This is a genomic window from Streptomyces sp. NPDC104309 (assembly GCF_055584025.1).
On record NZ_JBVJMV010000001.1, the window covers coordinates 113,444 to 132,370 of the forward strand.

The 18,927-nt window shown below is 70.7% G+C and carries 14 protein-coding genes and 1 pseudogene; 14 read left to right on the forward strand and 1 reads right to left on the reverse strand.

Annotated elements, in window-relative coordinates; translation table 11 throughout:
* Window positions 1-8: 8 nt before the first annotated feature.
* Window positions 9-175: pseudogene (locus ACZ68L_RS00515) on the reverse strand (2Fe-2S iron-sulfur cluster-binding protein); the annotation flags it as partial.
* Window positions 176-355: 180 nt separating this feature from the next.
* Between ACZ68L_RS00515 and ACZ68L_RS00520 the strand changes: the two are divergent.
* The 14 genes from ACZ68L_RS00520 (at window position 356) to ACZ68L_RS00585 (ending at window position 18,926) form a co-directional block, all read left to right on the forward strand.
* Window positions 356-1,306, forward strand: coding sequence for a beta-ketoacyl-ACP synthase III (locus ACZ68L_RS00520; RefSeq protein WP_469572947.1), 951 nt, complete (start codon window positions 356-358; stop codon window positions 1,304-1,306).
* 64 nt (window positions 1,307-1,370) lie between these two features.
* Window positions 1,371-2,048 (forward strand): GntR family transcriptional regulator, encoded by a 678-nt coding sequence (locus tag ACZ68L_RS00525; protein ID WP_469572948.1) that lies wholly within the window; start codon window positions 1,371-1,373, stop codon window positions 2,046-2,048.
* 287 nt (window positions 2,049-2,335) lie between these two features.
* The gene (locus ACZ68L_RS00530) at window positions 2,336-3,517 is read left to right on the forward strand and encodes an ROK family transcriptional regulator (protein ID WP_361453231.1); all 1,182 of its coding nucleotides are present in this window, start codon (window positions 2,336-2,338) and stop codon (window positions 3,515-3,517) included.
* 346 nt (window positions 3,518-3,863) lie between these two features.
* Entirely contained in the window at window positions 3,864-5,390 is a 1,527-nt protein-coding gene (locus ACZ68L_RS00535; RefSeq protein WP_469572950.1) for a sugar ABC transporter ATP-binding protein, read from the forward strand.
* A complete protein-coding gene (locus ACZ68L_RS00540) occupies window positions 5,387-6,436 on the forward strand; it encodes an ABC transporter permease (RefSeq protein ID WP_469572952.1) in 1,050 nt (349 codons plus the stop codon). The genes ACZ68L_RS00535 and ACZ68L_RS00540 overlap by 4 nt, the downstream gene beginning before the upstream one ends.
* 141 nt (window positions 6,437-6,577) lie before the next feature.
* Window positions 6,578-7,615 (forward strand): substrate-binding domain-containing protein, encoded by a 1,038-nt coding sequence (locus ACZ68L_RS00545; protein ID WP_469572954.1) that lies wholly within the window; start codon window positions 6,578-6,580, stop codon window positions 7,613-7,615.
* 68 nt (window positions 7,616-7,683) lie between these two features.
* Window positions 7,684-8,925 (forward strand): Gfo/Idh/MocA family protein, encoded by a 1,242-nt coding sequence (locus ACZ68L_RS00550; RefSeq protein WP_469572956.1) that lies wholly within the window; start codon window positions 7,684-7,686, stop codon window positions 8,923-8,925.
* Window positions 8,926-8,937: 12 nt separating this feature from the next.
* On the forward strand, window positions 8,938-9,942 hold the full coding sequence (locus tag ACZ68L_RS00555) for a sugar phosphate isomerase/epimerase family protein (protein WP_469572957.1): 1,005 nt from the start codon (window positions 8,938-8,940) through the stop codon (window positions 9,940-9,942).
* A gap of 347 nt (window positions 9,943-10,289) precedes the next feature.
* Window positions 10,290-14,018, forward strand: coding sequence for a ThuA domain-containing protein (locus ACZ68L_RS00560; protein ID WP_469572959.1), 3,729 nt, complete (start codon window positions 10,290-10,292; stop codon window positions 14,016-14,018).
* A gap of 152 nt (window positions 14,019-14,170) precedes the next feature.
* Window positions 14,171-15,289, forward strand: coding sequence for an inositol-3-phosphate synthase (locus ACZ68L_RS00565; RefSeq protein ID WP_469572961.1), 1,119 nt, complete (start codon window positions 14,171-14,173; stop codon window positions 15,287-15,289).
* Window positions 15,286-16,536: a UbiA family prenyltransferase gene (locus tag ACZ68L_RS00570; protein ID WP_469572963.1), complete on the forward strand. Its 1,251-nt coding sequence runs from the start codon at window positions 15,286-15,288 to the stop codon at window positions 16,534-16,536. The genes ACZ68L_RS00565 and ACZ68L_RS00570 overlap by 4 nt, the downstream gene beginning before the upstream one ends.
* Window positions 16,533-17,390: a sugar phosphate isomerase/epimerase family protein gene (locus tag ACZ68L_RS00575; RefSeq protein ID WP_469572964.1), complete on the forward strand. Its 858-nt coding sequence runs from the start codon at window positions 16,533-16,535 to the stop codon at window positions 17,388-17,390. Before ACZ68L_RS00570 ends, ACZ68L_RS00575 begins: the two co-directional genes overlap by 4 nt.
* Window positions 17,391-17,412: 22 nt before the next feature.
* Window positions 17,413-18,078, forward strand: a complete 666-nt coding sequence (locus ACZ68L_RS00580; RefSeq protein ID WP_469572966.1) for an EboA domain-containing protein — start codon at window positions 17,413-17,415, stop codon at window positions 18,076-18,078.
* Window positions 18,078-18,926: a TatD family hydrolase gene (locus ACZ68L_RS00585; protein ID WP_469572968.1), complete on the forward strand. Its 849-nt coding sequence runs from the start codon at window positions 18,078-18,080 to the stop codon at window positions 18,924-18,926. The genes ACZ68L_RS00580 and ACZ68L_RS00585 overlap by 1 nt, the downstream gene beginning before the upstream one ends.
* The last annotated feature ends 1 nt before the right edge of the window (window position 18,927 follow it).

Consider the following 18,927-nt stretch of genomic DNA (forward strand, 5'->3'; position numbering starts at 1 on the left):
GGTTGAACCCGATTCTGTACGTGGTGGAAGCCGAAGCGGCTCTTGACGCAGAGGTTGCCGCGGGTCACCGGATCGACGTGCGGCGAGGTGGGACCTCGACGACCTCATTGTCCTGCACATGGAGTGTGACATTGCGGCCGATGCCGCCGTACGCGCAGACGGTGGTGGTCCGCGAGTGACGCGGACGATGTCAAGTCGATGAAATAGTGTCTACAATATGCTTTCTTGGTGGTCAAGGCTGTCGTCAAGCCTCCAATGACCGGCGGTGATTCCTGTGGGATCACGTGCCCCTGTACCGGGCGGTAGCGACCAAGACTGGATAGTTCCTGCCACATGTAGCGAGGGGATCCTGTACATGACCGGCTCACGTGTCGTGGCGCTCGGCCACTATCAGCCCGCCCGGGTGCTCACCAACGACGACCTGGCAGCCATGGTCGACACCAGTGACGAGTGGATCACCAGTCGCGTCGGTATCAAGACCCGACACGTCGGAGGTCCCGACGAGCCGGTGGACGAGATGGCCGCGCACGCGGCAGCCAAGGCGCTCGCCTCTGCGGGGCTGCAGCCCGCCGAGGTCGATCTGGTTCTCGTCGCCACCTCCACCGCGATCGACCGTTCGCCGAGCATGTCGGCGCGGGTCGCCGCCCGCCTCGGTATGGGCTCTCCCGCGGTGATGGACATCAATGTGGTCTGCTCCGGGTTCACCCACGCCCTCGCCGCCGCCGACCACGCGATCCGGGCGGGTGCGGCCGGGCGCGTCCTCGTCATCGGCGCCGACAAGATGGCGGACATCGCCGACTGGACCGATCGCAGCACCTGTGTCCTGCTCGGCGACGGGGCCGGCGCGGCGGTCGTCGTCGCGGAACCGGACGGCGGGGACCTGCCCGGGATCGGCCCCGTTCTGTGGGGTTCGGTGCCGGAGATGGGGAACGCGGTACGGATCGAGGGGACGCCCCCGCGATTCGCGCAGGAGGGGCAGTCCGTGTACCGCTGGGCCACCACGCAGTTGCCGCCCATCGCCCGCAAGGTGTGCGAGAAGGCCGGTGTCGCCCCCGAGGATCTGGCCGCGGTGGTGCTGCATCAGGCCAACCTGAGGATCATCGAACCGGTCGCCCGGAAGATCGGTGCGGTCAACGCGGTCATCGCCCGGGACGTCGTGGACTCCGGCAATACGTCCGCGGCCTCGATCCCGATGGCCCTGTCCAAGCTGGTCGAGCGCGGCGAGGTGCACAGCGGCGCGCCGGTGCTGCTGTTCGGTTTCGGCGGGAATCTCTCGTACGCGGGTCAGGTCATCCGCTGCCCCTGAGGGGTGTTGCGCTCGGTAGACTGCAGACGATGAGCAATTGCTCGTCGCCCGGAGGGGGACCGCGATGTTGTCCGCACGACTGCCGCAAGGTGCTGTGCCGAAGCTGGAGCGGCCCGGTCCGCTGCGCGAGCGCGTGTATGAGGCGCTGCTCGAACTGATAACGACGCGCGCGCTCCGTCCCGGCCAGCACCTGGTCGAGAGTGAACTGGCCGGTCATCTAGGGGTGTCCAGGCAGCCGGTACGGGAGGCGTTGCAGCGGCTCAACACCGAGGGCTGGGTCGATCTCCGGCCCGCGCAGGGCGCGTTCGTCCACGAACCCACGGAGGACGAGGCGGACCAGTTGCTCTCGGTCCGTACCCTCCTGGAGGCCGAGGCCGCACGCCTTGCCGCGGCCAACTCCGGCACCGTCGGCATCGCCGCCCTGGAGGAGCTGTGCGCCAGGGGTGAGCAGGCCGTCGCGGACGACGACGTGGACCTCGCGGTCGCCACCAACGCGGCCTTCCATGCCAAGGTCATGGAGCTGGCGGGCAACGCCGTCCTCTCCGAACTGGCCGGACAGGTGGACCGCCGGGTCCGCTGGTACTACACACCGGTGACCCGGCGGCGCGGCACCCGGTCCTGGATCGAGCACCGCTCGCTCATCGAGGCGATCTCCTCGCGCGACGAGCAGCGGGCCACGGAGATCATGCGGGCGCACACGGAACACACCCGCAGGACGTACCACCAGCACGGAGAGAACTGACAACCTGCCCGGACAGGCCGGACGGGTCGCACAGAAAGGGGCCGGGGCTTCGCGCCCCGGCCCTTCTCACATGTCCGCGCCCCGGCCCTTCGTCGGTCCGTACCGTGTCCGCGAACGCGTCGGCGCCGACGGCCGCCCCTGACTCGCCCGAAGCGCTTTGTCCTCACTGAGGAGAAAGTTGTGGTGGATTCCTGCGCAACTTCTTCCCACTCCCGGCAACCGCTGCTACGTTCCCCTCGAAAGCCCGACGGACAGGCCGATGTGGCGGGGAGGGGCGCGTGAGACGTATGACGGCACGACCCGCGAATGCGCATCAGGCGCGACTGCTCCGGCTGTTGCGCGACGGCGGGCCCAACTCACGGGCACAGCTGGGGGATCAGGTCGATCTCTCCCGCTCCAAGCTCGCCGTCGAGGTCGACCGGCTGCTGGAGACCGGACTTGTCGTGGCCGACGGACTCGCCGCATCCCGCGGCGGGCGTCGCTCGCACAACATCCGGCTCGCTCCGCAACTGCGCTTCCTCGGCGTCGACATCGGTGCCACATCCGTCGATGTGGCTGTCACCAACGCCGAGTTGGAGGTCCTGGGTCACCTCAACCACCCCATGGACGTACGCGAAGGCCCCGTCGCCATCTTCGAACAGGTGCTGGCCATGGCCGCCAAGCTCCGGGCCTCCGGGCTCGCCGAGGGCTTCGACGGCGCGGGTATCGGTGTGCCCGGTCCGGTCCGCTTCCCCGAAGGGGTACCGGTCGCGCCGCCGATCATGCCCGGCTGGGACGGCTTCCCGGTCCGCGAGGCGCTCAGCCAGGAACTGGGCTGCCCCGTCATGGTCGACAACGATGTGAACCTGATGGCGATGGGGGAGCAGCACGCGGGCGTCGCACGTTCCGTGGGCGACTTCCTCTGCGTCAAGATCGGCACGGGCATCGGCTGCGGCATCGTCGTGGGCGGCGAGGTCCACCGCGGTACGACGGGCAGCGCCGGAGACATCGGCCACATCCAGGTCGAACCCGAAGGACGCGCCTGCGCCTGCGGCAACCGGGGCTGCCTGGAGGCCCACTTCAGCGGTGCCGCGCTCGCCCGCGACGCCGAGGACGCGGCGCGTGCCGGACAGTCGGCGGAACTCGCGGGCCGGCTGGAGGCGGCCGGAAAGCTCACCGCCGCCGATGTGGCAGCCGCCGCGGCGGCCGGTGATGCCACCTCGCTCGACCTGATCCGCGAGGGCGGCAACCGGGTCGGTCAGGTCATCGCGGGACTCGTCAGCTTCTTCAATCCCGGCCTGGTGGTGATCGGAGGCGGTGTCACCGGCCTCGGGCACACGCTCCTCGCCAGCGTCCGGACCCAGGTCTACCGGCAGTCGTTGCCGCTGGCCACCGGCAATCTCCCCATCGTGCTCGGCGAGTTGGGGCCGGCCGCCGGAGTGATCGGCGCCGCCCGGCTCATCAGCGACCACCTGTTCTCACCGGCCTGACTCCGGGCCGGCAGCACATAGGCACCCCGCACCAGCGCACCTGGGCAAGCATCCGCACACCCGCCCGCATCAGCACACCCGCCCACATCAGCACACCCGGGCAAGCACTCGCACACCGAAACACCCGCACCACCGCACCGGGCACCGGAACACCGGAAACACCCACATCGGCACACCTGCGCAAGCCCCCGCACACCGGAAACACCCGCATCACCGCACCTGGGGCACCGGAACACCGGAAACACCCGCACCACCGCACCTGGTCCCGCCCTGCCCGCTCACCGGCCTTCCCCACGCTCTCGGCTGCGCTCGAGCAGGGGAGACCCCATTCGCCGAGGGGATCGTCATGGCACCAGAACCACCCCTGCTCACCATGTCCGGCATCACCAAGTCGTTCCCCGGAGTGCGCGCCCTCGACGGCGTGGACCTGGAGGTCCTGGCCGGCGAAGTCCACTGTCTCCTCGGGCAGAACGGCGCCGGCAAGTCCACTCTCATCAAGGTGCTCGCCGGGGCCCACCAGCCCGACGGCGGCGAGATCACCTGGCGCGGCGCACCGGCCGCGCTCAAGTCGCCCATGGCGGCGATGCGCCTGGGCATCGCCACCATCTACCAGGAACTCGACCTGGTCGAGGGCCTGTCGGTCGCCGAGAACGTCTTCCTCGGCCATGAACCCACCACCGCCCGCTTCGTCGTCCGCACCCGGGAGGGACGTACGGCGGCGGCCGCGCTGCTGAGACGTCTCGGTCACCCGGAGATCGACCCGGCCAGGGCGGTCGGCGAGCTGTCCGCCGCACAGCAGCAGATCGTCTCCATGGCGCGGGCGCTCTCCCACGACGTCCGGCTCATCGTGATGGACGAGCCGTCCGCCGCACTCGACCCCGACGAGGTCGACAACCTCTTCCGCATCGTCGCCTCCCTCACGGCCGACGGGGTGGCCGTCGTGTACATCTCGCACCGCCTGGAGGAGATCCGCAGGATCGGCGACCGGGTGACCGTGCTCAAGGACGGCCGCGCCGTCGCCGTGGGGCTGCCCGCCAAGTCCACACCTACGCGCGACATCGTTGCCATGATGACCGGCCGCAATGTCGAGTACGTCTTCCCGCCGCGCACCACGGACAGCGCGGCAGCGGCGGCGACGGAGCCGGTGCTGAAGGTCGTGGGGCTGACCAGGAAGGGGGAATTCGACCCGGTGGACCTGGAGCTCCGGCCCGGTGAGATCGTCGGCCTGGCCGGACTCGTCGGATCGGGGCGCTCCGAGATCCTGGAGACCGTCTACGGCGCCCGCAAGCCGAGCGCCGGACATGTCACCGTGGCCGGCACACCGCTCAGGCCCGGCAGCGTACGCGCGGCCGTCGCCGCCGGAATCGGACTAGCCCCCGAGGAACGCAAGGCGCAAGCCCTGCTGATGCTCGAATCCGTCACCCGTAACGTCTCCGTCTCCTCGATGTCGCGCTTCTCCCGGGCCGGCTGGATGGACCGCGGGGCCGAGCGCCGGGCGGCGCGCGCCGCCACCCGCGAACTCTCGTTGCGCCCCGACAACCCGGACACCCCCGTCCGCACGCTCTCCGGCGGCAACCAGCAGAAGGCCGTCCTGGCCCGCTGGCTGCTGAGGGGCTGCCGGGTCCTGCTGCTCGACGAACCGACCCGCGGTGTCGACGTCGGCGCCCGCGCCGAGCTCTACGCCGTGATCCGACGGCTGGCCGACGAAGGCCTCGCCGTCCTGCTCGTCTCCAGCGAGGTGCCCGAAGTGCTGGGCCTCGCCGACCGGGTGCTGGTGCTCCGCGAGGGCCGCGTCGTGCATGCGGCGGACGCCCGGGAGCTCGACGAGCACCGCGTACTCGACCTTGTGATGGAAGGGAGCCCGACGTCATGACGAAGCCCGTCTCCTCGACGCAGCCGGGCGGGCCGGACGAGGGAGCCGCCCCCGCCCCGGTCGCCGGACCACGCAGCAAGGACGGACCTCCGCGCGCCTTCGGCCTGCGCGCGGACGTCCGTAACCTCTCGCTCCTGGGCGTCCTCGCCGCACTGATCGTGGTCGGCGGAATCACCGAGCCCGATGCCTTCCTGGACACCGGGAACCTTCAGCTGATCCTGACGCAGTCGTCCGTCATCGGCGTCGTCACCGTCGGCATGACCTTCGTCATCACCAGCGGCGGCATCGACCTGTCGGTGGGTGCGATGGTCGCGCTCGCCTCCGTCTGGGCGACCACGCTGGCCACCCAGGAGTACGGTTTCGCCGGAATCCTGTTCACCGCGGTGATCGTCGGACTCGGTGCCGGACTGGTGAACGGACTGCTCATCGCGTACGGCCGGATGGTGCCGTTCATCGCGACGCTGGCCATGCTCGCCTCGGCCCGCGGGCTCGCCCTCCAGATCACCGACGGCAAGACCCAGATCGTCACCGTCAAGTCGGTGCTCGACCTGGGCCTGCCCGACTCCTACGTCCTCGGCATCCCGCCCCTGGTCATGATGTTCGCCGCGGTGACCGTCATCGGCTGGCTGGTGCTGAACCGTACGACCTTCGGACGGCGTACGGTCGCGGTCGGCGGCAACGCGGAAGCGGCCAGACTGGCCGGTATCGACGTACGACGGCAGCGGCTCTGTCTCTATCTGCTCTCCGGGCTGTGCTGCGGCATCGCGGCCTTCATGCTGATCGTCCTGTCCGGCTCGGGACAGAACACCAACGGCAATCTGTACGAGCTCGACGCCATCGCCGCCGCGATCATCGGCGGGACCCTGCTCAGCGGTGGGCGCGGCACGATCGTCGGCTCCGTACTCGGCGTCCTCGTCTTCACCACCATCACCAACATCTTCGCGCTCAACAATCTGCAGAGCGACGTCCAGCAGATCGCCAAGGGCGCGATCATCGTCGCCGCCGTCCTGGTCCAGCGCCGCACCTCCGCGCACGGGGAGACCTGAGGCCCGGGGCCCAGGCGGATCAGGACCGGACAAGCCCGGACCGGACCGCACCGCGCCCCTTCGCCTCCGCCACTCCGCCCCACCCACCGTCCCGAACGCCACCTGTGACATGTCACGCATTGGATGAAGGGTTTGACAGCCATGCCAGAAACCAGCCGCAGACGACTGCTCTTCGGCACCGCGGCCGTCTCCGCGGGCGCCCTGCTCACCGCCTGCACCAGCAACGACCCCAAGACCAAGGACACCGCGCAGAGCGGCGTCCCTGCCGCCGACGACAAGCCCGGCAAGCCCGTCACCATCGGCTTCGCCGGTCCGCAGGCCGACCACGGCTGGCTCAACGCCATCAACGAGAATGCCAAGTCGCGGGCGGCGAAGTACTCCGAGGTGACGCTGGAGACCACCGAGGGCTCCAATGACACCGCCGCCCAGATCGGCCAGGTCAAGACCCTCATCAACAAGAAGGTCGACGTCCTCGTCATCCTCCCCGCCGACGGCAAGGCGCTCACCCAGGTCGGCCTGGAGGCCATGCGGGCCGGCATCCCCGTCATCAATCTGGACCGGATCTTCGCCTCGCCGCAGGCCTACCGCTGCTGGGTCGGCGGCGACAACTACGGCATGGGTCTCAACGCCGGTACGTACATCGGCGAGCAGCTCAAGGACAAGGCGGATGCCAAGGTCGTCGAGCTGGCGGGCATCGACAACCTGGAGCTCACCAAGCAGCGCAGCCAGGGCTTCGCCGACGCGCTGAAGAACTACCCCAACGTCAAGCTGGTGGCTCGTCAGGCCGCCGACTTCACCGTCGAGTCGGGCCAGGCCAAGATGGCCCAGCTCCTGCAGGCGCAGAAGAAGTTCGATGCCCTGTGGAACCACGACGACGACCAGGGCGTGGGCGCGCTGCGCGCCATCCAGCAGGCGGGCCGCGACGAGTTCCTGATGGTCGGCGGCGCCGGGGCCAAGTCCGCGATGGACGCCATCAAGGCCGACAACAGTGTGCTGAAGGCCACCGTCCTCTACCCGCCGTCGATGGCCGCGTCCGCCATCGACCTGGCCCGCGCCCTCGGACAGGGCAAGGGCCTCGGCGGCCTGGCCGAGCTGGAGATCCCGACCAATCTCACCCTCTACTCGGCTGTGGTCACCAAGGAGAACATCGACCAGTACCTGCCGACGGGCTTCAGCTGATCCGCCCCGCGGGAGGGTGCTGACCCTCCTGCCGCCCCCACCGAACGACCGACGAGGAGGAAGCCCGGATGGCCCGTAGGGAAGAGACGGATCAGGAGGCGGCGCCGCCGCCGCCGACGGACCGGCCGACGACGAGTGTGCCGGTGCTGGGAGTCGGCATGGTCGGATACGCGTTCATGGGCGCCGCCCACTCACAGGGCTGGCGCACCGCGGGACACGTCTTCGAACTGCCGATGAGACCGGCTCTCGCCGCGATCTGCGGACGCGACCGGGCGGCGGTCGACGCGGCGGCGGCCCGCCACGGCTGGGCTGCGGCGGAGACCGACTGGCGCGCCCTGATCGCCCGGGAGGACGTACAGCTCGTCGACATCTGCACCCCCGGTGACAGCCATGCCGAGATCGCCATCGCCGCGCTGGAGGCCGGCAAACACGTGCTGTGCGAGAAGCCGCTCGCCAACACGGTCGCCGAGGCCGAGGCCATGGTCGAGGCCGCGGAGCGCGCCGCGGTCCGCGGCCAGGTGGCGATGGTGGGCTTCAACTACCGCAGGGTGCCCGCGATCACCTATGCCAGGCAGCTGATCGCCGACGGCCGGATCGGCACCCTGCGACACGTCCGCGCCACCTATCTCCAGGACTGGCTCGTCGATCCCGAATCACCGCTCACCTGGCGGCTGAAGCGGGAACGCGCCGGCTCGGGAGCGCTCGGTGACCTCGGGGCGCACATCGTGGACCTGGCCCAGTTCCTGGCGGGGGAGCCGCTGGTCGGGGTGTCCGCGGTCAGCGAGACGTTCGTGCGTGAACGACCGGTGCTCGCCGGGCCCTCGGCCGGGCTCTCCGGGGCCGCGGACCCGGGCGCGCGGGGCGCGGTGACCGTCGACGACGCGGCGCTGTTCACCGGCCGGCTCGCGTCCGGGGCGCTGGCCTCGTTCGAGGCGACCCGGATGGCTGCCGGACGGAAGAACGCGCTGCGGCTGGAGATCAACGGGGAGCGCGGCTCGCTCGCCTTCGATCTGGAACGGCTCAACGAGCTGTCCTTCCACGACCACACCGAGGCCGCCACCACGGCGGGATTCCGGCGCATCCTCGTCACCGAGCCGCAGCACCCCTACCTGGAGGCGTGGTGGCCGCCGGGTCACGCCCTCGGCTACGAGCACACCTTCGTCCATCAGGCCCGTGACCTGGTGCGGACGATCGCCGAAGGGGTCGCGCCCGTACCGTCGTTCGCCGACGGCCTGCAGGTGCAACGGGTGCTCGCCGCGGTGGAGGAGAGCGCCGAGAAGAACTCCGTACACACCCCTGTAGTCCTCTAGGAGGTCCCGCGCATGCCCCGTCCCTTCACACTCTTCACCGGTCAGTGGGCCGACCTGCCGCTGGAGGAGGTCTGCCGGCTCGCCCGGGACTTCGGCTACGACGGGCTCGAACTCGCCTGCTGGGGCGACCACTTCGAGGTCGACAAGGCGCTGTCCGACCCCGGCTATCTGGACGGGCGGCGGCAGCTGCTCGACACGTACGGACTGAAGTGCTGGGCGATCTCCAACCACCTCGTCGGCCAGGCCGTCTGCGACAACCCGATCGACGAGCGGCACCAGGGGATCCTGCCCGCGCGGATCTGGGGCGACGGCGACCCCGAAGGGGTGCGCCGCCGGGCGGCCGAGGAGATCAAGAACACCGCCCGAGCGGCAGCCGCCTTCGGGGTGCGTACGGTCATCGGCTTCACCGGCTCCTCGATCTGGCACCTGGTCGCGATGTTCCCGCCGGTCCCGCCGCACATGATCGAGCGGGGCTACGAGGACTTCGCCGAGCGCTGGAACCCGATCCTGGACGTCTTCGACGCGGAGGGCGTGCGGTTCGCCCACGAGGTTCACCCGAGCGAGATCGCGTACGACTACTGGACCACGCACCGTGCCCTGGAGGCGGTCGGCCACCGGGCGGCGTTCGGGCTGAACTTCGATCCCAGCCACTTCGTCTGGCAGGACCTCGACCCGGTCAACTTCCTGTACGACTTCCGGGACCGGATCTACCACGTGGACTGCAAGGAGGCCCGCAGGCGCCTCGACGGCCGGAACGGTCGTCTCGGTTCCCACCTGCCGTGGGGCGACCCGAGGCGCGGCTGGGACTTCGTCTCCGCCGGACACGGCGACGTGCCCTGGGAGGACGTCTTCCGGATGCTCCGGTCCATCGGGTACGAGGGTCCGGTGTCCGTCGAGTGGGAGGACGCGGGGATGGACCGGCTGGCGGGCGCGCCGGAAGCGCTTGCCACGCTGAAGCGGTACGACTTCGAGCCGCCGTCGGCGTCGTTCGACGCGGCGTTCGGGGGTGGGGACTGACGGTTGTGCCCGGGGCGCCGCCCCCGGGCCGGGCTCCTCCCTCGTCGGAGGCGTCCGGACTGGCTGAACGCCGGTTCGGGAAGGGTGGGCCGGGAGCGGGAGCTCGCGGCCGTCCCGCGCTCAGCCCTGCCCTCACCCCGCTTTGTCCTGATGCAGGAAAAAGTTCGACATGACCGTTGCACAAGGGCTTTCCGTCCCGGACGAACAGGTCTACCGTCCACGACGTGTACATGACATGACCTGGGTCGCAGGCGCCCCATCGGCCCCGGATGACCTGCGCGGCAGTCCCCGCGCAGAACGGCACGGCAGCACCCGCCCGTACAACCGGCACTCTCCGGAGGACACTCGTGCACAGAACAAGAGCCAGAAGCAGGAACAGAACGCGGCTCCGCGCCCGCAAATCCCTCGCGCTGCTCACCGGCGGCCTGCTCGCGGCGGCCACCCTCGCCCTGGGCGCCGCGCCCGGAGCGGCCGCGACGGGACCGTCCTCGCCGGCCGCCGCCGACGCGGCGGCGGAGGACTTCCAGCAGGTCACGCTCGCCAAGGGCGCGGCCGAGACCGGCGAGCCCATGACCCTCGCCGTCCTCCCCGACCGCAGCGTGCTGCACACCTCGCGCACCGGCGAGCTGCGTCTCACCGACAGCGGCGGAAACACCCGGGTGGTGGGGTCCGTCCCCGTCTACTCGCACGACGAGGAGGGGCTCCAGGGCGTCGCCATCGACCCCGACTTCAGCAAGAACCGGGCCGTCTACCTCTACTACGCGCCCCCGCTGGACACCCCCTCCGGAGACGCCCCCGAGAACGGCACGGCCGCCGACTTCGCCAAGTTCGACGGGGTGAACCGCCTGTCGCGCTTCGTCCTGAAGGACGACGGCACACTCGACAACGCCAGCGAGAAGAAGATCCTCGACATCCCGACCTCGCGCGGCATGTGCTGCCACGTCGGCGGCGACATCGACTTCGACGCCCAGGGCAACCTGTATCTGTCGACCGGTGACGACACCAACCCGTTCGCCTCCGACGGCTACACCCCAATCGACCAGCGCCCCGACCGCAACCCGGCGTTCGACGCCCGGCGCAGCGCGGGCAACACCAACGACCTGCGCGGCAAGATCCTCCGGATCAAGGTCGCCGACGACGGCTCGTACACCATCCCCGACGGGAACCTCTTCGCACCCGGCACGGACAAGACCCGCCCCGAGATCTACGCGATGGGCCTGCGCAACCCGTTCCGCTTCTCCGTCGACAAGGCCACCGGCATCCTCTACGTCGGCGACTACGGGCCCGACGCGGGCGCGGCCGATCCCAAGCGAGGCCCGGCAGGCCAGGTCGAGTTCGCCAGGGTGACCGAGCCGGGCAACTTCGGCTGGCCGTTCTGCACCGGGAACAACGACGCCTACGTCGACTACGACTTCGCGACGAAGACGTCCGGCGCGTCCTTCGACTGCGCCGCCCCGAAGAACACCTCCCCGCACAACACCGGTCTCGTCGACCTTCCGCCCGCCCAGCCCGCCTGGATTCCCTACGACGGCGGATCCGTGCCCGAATTCGGCACCGGATCCGAGTCGCCGATGGGCGGACCCGTCTACCACTACGACGCGGGCCTCGACTCGCCCGTGAAGTTCCCCGAGTCCTACGACGGGCAGTTCTTCGCCGGAGAGTTCGGCCGACGCTGGATCAAGGCCATCAAGCACGACGCCGACGGCACCGTCCAGTCCATCAACCCCGTCCCGTGGACCGGGACCCAGGTGATGGACATGGCCTTCGGGCCCGACGGGGCGCTGTACGTGCTCGACTACGGCACCAGCTGGTTCGGCGGCGACGAGAACTCCGCCCTCTACCGCATCGAGAACGCCACCGGCGGGCGCTCTCCCAACGCGGTGGCATCGTCCGACAAGACCTCCGGCACGGCACCGCTGAAGGTGAAATTCTCCTCGGAGGGCACCGTCGACCCCGACGGCGATTCCCTGACGTATGCCTGGAACTTCGGTGACGGCGGCACCTCGACGGCCGCCAACCCCACGTACACGTACAAGAAGAACGGCACCTACACGGCGACCGTCACCGCCAAGGACCCGACCGGCCGGACCGCCTCGGCGAGTGTCCATGTCACAGTCGGCAACACCGCGCCGAAGGTGGAGCTGAAGTTCCCCGGTGACGGGCAGCTGTTCAGCTTCGGCGACGACATCCCGTTCAAGGTGACCGTCACCGATCCCGAGGACGGCACGATCGACTGCTCCAAGGTCGAGGTCCGCTTCGTCCTCGGCCACGACAGCCACGGCCACCCCATCACCACCGTCAACGGGTGCTCCGGCACCATCAAGACCGCCGTCGACGGCGGCCACGACCCGAACGCCAACATCTTCGGGGTCATCGACGCCTCCTACACGGACGGTGGAGGCGGCGGCCAGGCGTCCCTGTCCGGTCACGACCAGGCCCAGCTCCAGCCGCGGCACCGCCAGGCCGAGCACTTCAGCGCCTCGTCAGGGATCAAGGTCTACGACAAGGCGACCGCCAACGGCGGCAAGACCGTCGGCGACATCCACAACGACGACTGGATCTCCTTCAAGCCGTACATCCTCGGCGACTCCAACAAGCTCACCGCCCGCATCGCGTCCGGTGGCAGCGGAGGCTTCCTGGAAGTCCGGGCAGGCTCGGTGACCGGTACGCTCCTGGGCTCGACCCCGGTGCCGGTGACCGGCGGCTGGGAGAACTTCCAGAACGTCGACGTGCCGTTGCGGAACGTGCCCAAGAAGGCCACCGAGCTCTTCCTCGTCTTCAAGGGAGGCGGCGGAGCGCTGTACGACGTCGACGACTTCGAGCTCACCCACAGCACCGCCGGCAAGACCGCCAAGCGGGTCCTGGTCTTCTCGAAGACGGCCGGCTTCCGCCACGACGCGATCCCCGACGGCGTCGCCGCGCTGAAGGAACTCGGCAAGGGCAGCGACATCACCGTCGACGCGACGGAGGAGGGCCGCCAGTTCACGACCGCCAACCTGGCGCGGTACGACGCCGTCGTCTTCCTGTCGACGACCGGTGACGTGCTCGACGCCGACCAGCAGAAGGCGTTCGAGAACTACGTGGCCACCGGCGGCGGCTACATGGGCGTCCACGCGGCGGCGGACACCGAGTACGACTGGCCGTTCTACGGCGGACTCGTCGGCGCGTACTTCTCCTCCCACCCCGCGATCCAGCCCGCCACCGTCCGCGTCGAGGACCACAAGCACCCGGCGACCGCCCACCTCGACGACGAGTGGAACCGCACCGACGAGTGGTACAACTACCGCACCAACCCGCGCGGTCAGGCCAAGGTCCTCGCCACACTCGACGAGACGACCTACACCGGCGGCACCATGAAGGGTGATCACCCGATCACCTGGTGCCAGAGCTACCAGGGCGGCCGCTCCTTCTACACCGGGCTCGGCCACACCAAGGAGTCGTACGCCGAACCGGCCTTCCGCCAACTCCTGCTCGGTGGCATGCGGTACGCGGCCGGCCAGGTGAAGGCCGACTGCAAGCCCGACACCGGCTACCGGTCGATCTTCAACGGCAAGACGCTCGAAGGCTGGAAGCAGGCCGGCCCCGGGAAGTTCGACATCGTCGACGGTGAGCTGCGGTCCCAGGGCGGCATGGGCCTGCTCACCTACCAGGCCAAGGAACTCGGTTCGTACTCGCTCAAGCTCGACTGGAAGTTGCAGGGCGACGACAACTCCGGTGTCTTCGTCGGCTTCCCGGAGTCCGACGACCCCTGGTCCGCGGTGAACAACGGCTACGAGGTCCAGATCGACGCCACCGACGCGCCCGACCGCACCACGGGCTCGATCTACACCTTCAAGGCGGCGGACATCAAGGCCCGCGACCGGGTCCTGCGCCCGCCCGGCCAGTGGAACAGCTACGAGATCAAGGTCCAGGGCGAACGTCTCCAGGTCTTCCTCAACGGAGTGAAGATCAACGACTTCACCAACACCGATCCGGTGCGGAGCCTGAAGAACGGATACATCGGCCTGCAGAACCACGGTGCCGATGACCATGTGTCCTTCCGCAACATCCAGTTGAAGGAGCTGCCCTCCGCGTAGGGAGGTGCACCCGGCCGACGGCGGGCGGGGAAGGTCCGTCCTCCCCGCCCGCCGTCACCACGCGAGACCAACCCTCCTCGTCGATCCCGTTCCCCCGTCGCACAGCGCCACCCGCTCTGCCCAGCCAGGATCCCCAGCCAGGGAGGCAGCCAGTGACAGCATCCGCCGTTCGCACCGGAGTCTGGTTCATCGGAGCACGCGGCTCCGTCGCCACCACCGCCACGGCGGGGTGCGCGGCGGTCGCGGCGGGGCTCCACCCGGCGGCAGGCATGGTCACCGAGACCCCGCCGTTCGCGGCCAGTGGACTGCCCGCCCTCACCTCACTGGTCTTCGGCGGACACGACACCGTCGGCTGTCCGCTGCCCAAACGTGCCGAGGCGCTGGCCGCCGGGGGAGTCCTGCCGTACGGCCTTCCCGCGGCCGTACGCTCCGAACTCGACGCAGCCGACGCCGAGATCCGGCCCGGCGGACCGCTGCCCGGCGACACCCGCGGCGACGAGGCGCTCATCACCGCCTTCGCCGCCGACCTCGCCGACTTCGGACAGCGTCACGGCCTGGCCAGGACGGTCGTGGTCAATGTCGCCTCCACGGAACCCGCCCCGGCCCCCGGCGACCGGCGGCTGCCCGCCAGTTCGCTGTACGCCGCGGCGGCGCTCCGGGCCGGCTGTCCGTACATCAACTTCACCCCCTCCACCGGGCTGCGCACGCCCGCCCTCCAGGACACCGTCGCGGACTGCGGACTTCCTCACGCGGGCCGCGACGGCAAGACCGGCCAGACACTGCTGCGCTCCGTGCTCGCCCCGATGTTCGTGCAACGGGCCCTGCCCGTACGGGCCTGGTCCGGCACCAACCTCCTGGGCGGAGGTGACGGAGCGGCACTGGCCGACCCGGGCGCGGCCGCGGCCAAGAACGCGGGCAAGGAACGTGTCCTCGCCGACACGCTGGGAACCGCGCCCGAGGGCGAGGTCCACATCGACGACGTGCCGGCGCTCGGCGACTGGAAGACGGCCTGGGACCACATCGCGTTCGACGGATTCCTCGGGGCACGCATGGTGCTCCAGACGACCTGGCAGGGCTGCGACTCCGCACTGGCCGCACCGCTGGTCCTGGACCTGGCCAGACTGGTCGCCCGAGCCCACGAGAAGGGGCTGGCCGGCCCCCTGCCCCAGCTCGGCTTCTACTTCAAGGACCCGGACGGTGGGCCGGCCGCACTCTTCGAGCAGTACACGGCGCTGCTCGCCTTCGCCGAGACGCTGCGGGGGGAGAAGTGACGGTACGGGCCTGGGCGGAACTGCTGCGGGTGTCGGCGCTGTTCACCGTCCCCGGGGACGCGCTGGCCGGGGCGGCGGCGACGGGCCTGCGCCCCGACCGCGGCACCGCGCTCGCCGTCGGCGCCTCGCTCTGCCTGTACGAGGCGGGCATGGCGCTCAACGACTGGGCCGACCGCGACGAGGACGCCGTCGACCGCCCGCACCGACCGATCCCCTCGGGACGGATCGCTCCCGGCGCGGCCCTCGCGGCGGCGGGCGCGCTGACGGCCGCGGGCCTGGGCCTCGCCGCCCGTGCGGGCCGCCCCGCCCTCGCGGTCGCCGCGGGACTGGCGGCGACGGTCTGGGCATACGACCTCCGCCTCAAGCACACCCCGGCGGGACCGGCGGCGATGGCGGCGGCGCGAGCCCTGGACCTGCTGCTCGGCGCCACCGCCACCGGCGCGGCGGCGAGGGCGGCGGGGCCGGGCCCGGACCGGGACTCGCGCGCGGGTTCGGGACGGGGGCGGGATTCGGGGCGGGAATCGCTTTCGGCCTCGGGTTCGGTTTCGCCCGTTGGTCCGCTCCCGGTCCGGGCTTCGGGTCCGGTCCCGGGTCCGGTCCCGGGTCCGGACTCGCGTTCGGGTTTGTATTCGGGTTCGCGTTCGGGTTCGCGTTCCGGCTCCGGATCGTGTTCGGGTGCGGCCGTGGTTCCGGCCCGGGGCTCCGGTCGGGCCTCCGCCGCGGGTGGCGCCGCGCGTGGTTCCGTTCTCGGCGCGCTCCCGGCGGCCGGCCTGCTCGGAGCCCACACGTACGCCGTCACCGCCGTCTCCCGCCACGAGGCACAGGGCGGATCCACCACCGCACCCCTGGCCGCACTCGCGGCCACGGCCGCACTCGGAGCCGCGGCCCTGCGCGAGCGACGTGGACGGCGCGGTGCCGGGGCCGCGATCCGGGACGCGACGAGCGGTGGAAAGGGAGCGGCGCACCGGTCGGACCCGTCGCCGACGCCCGGCGTCACCACCACCCCGCGCCTCCTTCTCACCGCGCTCACCGGCGCCTACTTCCGCACCGCCGCCGGGCCCCTCCTCCACGCCGCCCTCAACCCGTCCCCACCGCTCACCCAACGCGCCGTCGGCGGCGGCATCCGGGCGATGATCCCGCTCCAGGCCGCTCTGGCCGCCCGCGCCGGAGCAGCCGGAACAGGGCTCGCCCTCATGGGACTGGTCCCACTCGCCCGCACCCTCGCCCGGAAGGTGAGCCTCACATGACGATCCGCTTCGGCTACGGCACCAACGGGCTCACCGACCTCCGCCTGGACGACGCCCTCGGACTCCTCGCCGATCTCGGGTACGACGGGGTCGGCCTGACCCTCGACCACATGCACCTCGACCCCCTCGCCCCGGATCTCGCCGCCCGCACCCGCCATGTGGCCTCCAGGCTCCGGGAACTGGGCCTGGGCGTCACCGTCGAAACCGGCGCCCGCTACGTCCTCGACCCCCGCCGCAAACACGGCCCGTCCCTCCTCGACCCGGACCCGGAGGCCCGCGCCGCCCGTACCCGGCTGCTCGTCCGCGCCGTCGGCATCGCCGCCGACCTCGGTGCCCACGCCGTGCACTGCTTCAGCGGCATCACCCCACCGGACACCACCCCCGACACCGCGTGGCAGCGGCTCACCGACTCCCTCGCGCCCGTTCTGGACGTCGCCGACCGCTCCGGCATCCCTCTGGCGATCGAACCCGAACCCGGACACCTCCTCGCCACCCTCGCCGACTTCCACCACCTGCGCGTCCTCAGCGGCGATCCACCGCCTCTCGGACTCACCCTCGACATCGGCCACTGCCAGTGCCTGGAACCCGCCGCGCCCGTCGACTGCGTCCGCGACGCAGCCCCCTGGCTGCGCCACGTCCAGATCGAGGACATGCGCCGGGGCGTCCATGAACACCTCCCGTTCGGCGACGGCGAGATCGACTTCCCGCCCGTACTCGAAGCCCTCGACACCCTCTCGGACACCGGCTACCGCGGCCTCGCCGTCGTCGAACTGCCCCGGCACTCCCACGCCGGCCCCGAACTCGCCCGCACCTCGATCGAGTTCCTCCGCAAGCACAGCCCGTCGAGCCGCTGAAACCGCCGAAGGGAGAAACGCCATGCCGATGACCCCGACGACCGCCCCGCTGCTGACCCGCGAAGAACTCGACGCACAGCTCGGCGGAGCCGCGCGCGCCTGGCTCGACGAGGCCTTCGCGGAGGCCGAGCACACCGCAGCCCACGAGGACACCGAACAGCCCGGAGGCCCGTACGCCGTACCGCCGTGGGAACTGCGGTACGCCGCCGTCGGCCGCTACTGCGGAGCCGAACACGCCGACTCCGTACGCGTCCTGCTGCTCATCGCGGCCCGCGCTGCGCTGCCCGCTCTCACCAGGATCTACGAGCAGGGCACCGCCGCCGAACGACGCGCCGTCCTGCTCGCCCTGCACCGGCTGGACCTCGGCCCCACCGCCCTTCCGCTCGTCGAGGACGCCCTGCGCACCAATGACACCCGGCTCGTCGCCGCGGCCGTCGGACCGTACGCCGCCGCCCATCTCGACGCGCACAACTGGCGCCACGCCATTCTCAAGTGCCTCTTCACCGGCGTCCCCGTCGACGCCGTGGACCAACTGGCACGACGCTCCCGCGGCGACGCCGAACTCGCCCGCATGCTGGGCGACTTCGCGGCCGAACGCATTGCGGCGAACCGCGCCGTCCCCGTCGGTCTCACCCGCGTTCTCGACCTCACCACCCCCGGCCCTGCCGGCCCCACGGAGGAGTCCTGATGCGCATCTTCGACCCCCACATCCACATGACCTCCCGCACCACGGACGACTATCAGGCGATGTTCGACGCGGGCGTCCGCGCCCTCGTGGAACCTTCCTTCTGGCTCGGCCAGCCCCGCACCTCGCCCGCCAGCTTCTTCGACTACTTCGACGCCCTGCTCGGCTGGGAGCCCTTCCGCGCCGCCCAGTACGGCATCGCCCACCACTGCACGCTCGCCCTCAACCCCAAGGAGGCGAACGATCCCCGCTGCACCCCCGTCCTGGACGCCCTGCCGCGCTATCTCGTCAAGGACTCCGTCGTCGCCGTCGGTGAGATCGGCTACGACTCCATGACCCCCGCCGAGGACATCGCCCTGGCCGCCCAGCTCCAGCTCGCCGCCGACCACGGCCTGCCGGCGCTCGTGCACACCCCGCACCGCGACAAGCTCGCCGGTCTGCACCGCACCCTCGACGTGATCCGTGAATCCCACCTCCCACCGGAGCGGGTCCTGCTCGATCACCTCAACGAGACGACCGTGAAGGACGCCATCGACAGCGGCTGCTGGGCCGGCTTCTCCATCTACCCCGACACCAAGATGGACGTGGACCGCATGATCGCGGTCCTCAGGACCCACGGCACCGAGAAGGTCCTGGTCAACTCGGCCGCCGACTGGGGCAGGAGCGACCCGGTCAAGACCCGCAAGGTGGGCGACGCGATGCTCGCCGCCGGGTTCGACGAGGACGACGTCGACCAGGTGCTCTGGCGCAACCCCGTCGCCTTCTACGGGCAGAGCGGCCGGCTCCAGCTCGACATCGCCGCGCCGGAACCGCTCCACGAGGGCAACTCCATCCTGCGCGGCGGGGAGTGAG

Bases quoted from the DNA above. Each gene is read 5' to 3' on its own strand.
- ACZ68L_RS00575 (WP_469572964.1), top strand. From the start codon at position 16,533: ATGACGATCCGCTTCGGCTACGGCACCAACGGGCTCACCGACCTCCGC.
- ACZ68L_RS00525 (WP_469572948.1), top strand. From the start codon at position 1,371: ATGTTGTCCGCACGACTGCCGCAAGGTGCTGTGCCGAAGCTGGAGCGG.
- ACZ68L_RS00545 (WP_469572954.1), top strand. From the start codon at position 6,578: ATGCCAGAAACCAGCCGCAGACGACTGCTCTTCGGCACCGCGGCCGTC.
- ACZ68L_RS00555 (WP_469572957.1), top strand. From the start codon at position 8,938: ATGCCCCGTCCCTTCACACTCTTCACCGGTCAGTGGGCCGACCTGCCG.
- ACZ68L_RS00550 (WP_469572956.1), top strand. From the start codon at position 7,684: ATGGCCCGTAGGGAAGAGACGGATCAGGAGGCGGCGCCGCCGCCGCCG.
- ACZ68L_RS00580 (WP_469572966.1), top strand. From the start codon at position 17,413: ATGCCGATGACCCCGACGACCGCCCCGCTGCTGACCCGCGAAGAACTC.
- ACZ68L_RS00520 (WP_469572947.1), top strand. From the start codon at position 356: ATGACCGGCTCACGTGTCGTGGCGCTCGGCCACTATCAGCCCGCCCGG.
- ACZ68L_RS00540 (WP_469572952.1), top strand. From the start codon at position 5,387: ATGACGAAGCCCGTCTCCTCGACGCAGCCGGGCGGGCCGGACGAGGGA.
- ACZ68L_RS00585 (WP_469572968.1), top strand. From the start codon at position 18,078: ATGCGCATCTTCGACCCCCACATCCACATGACCTCCCGCACCACGGAC.
- ACZ68L_RS00530 (WP_361453231.1), top strand. From the start codon at position 2,336: ATGACGGCACGACCCGCGAATGCGCATCAGGCGCGACTGCTCCGGCTG.
- ACZ68L_RS00535 (WP_469572950.1), top strand. From the start codon at position 3,864: ATGGCACCAGAACCACCCCTGCTCACCATGTCCGGCATCACCAAGTCG.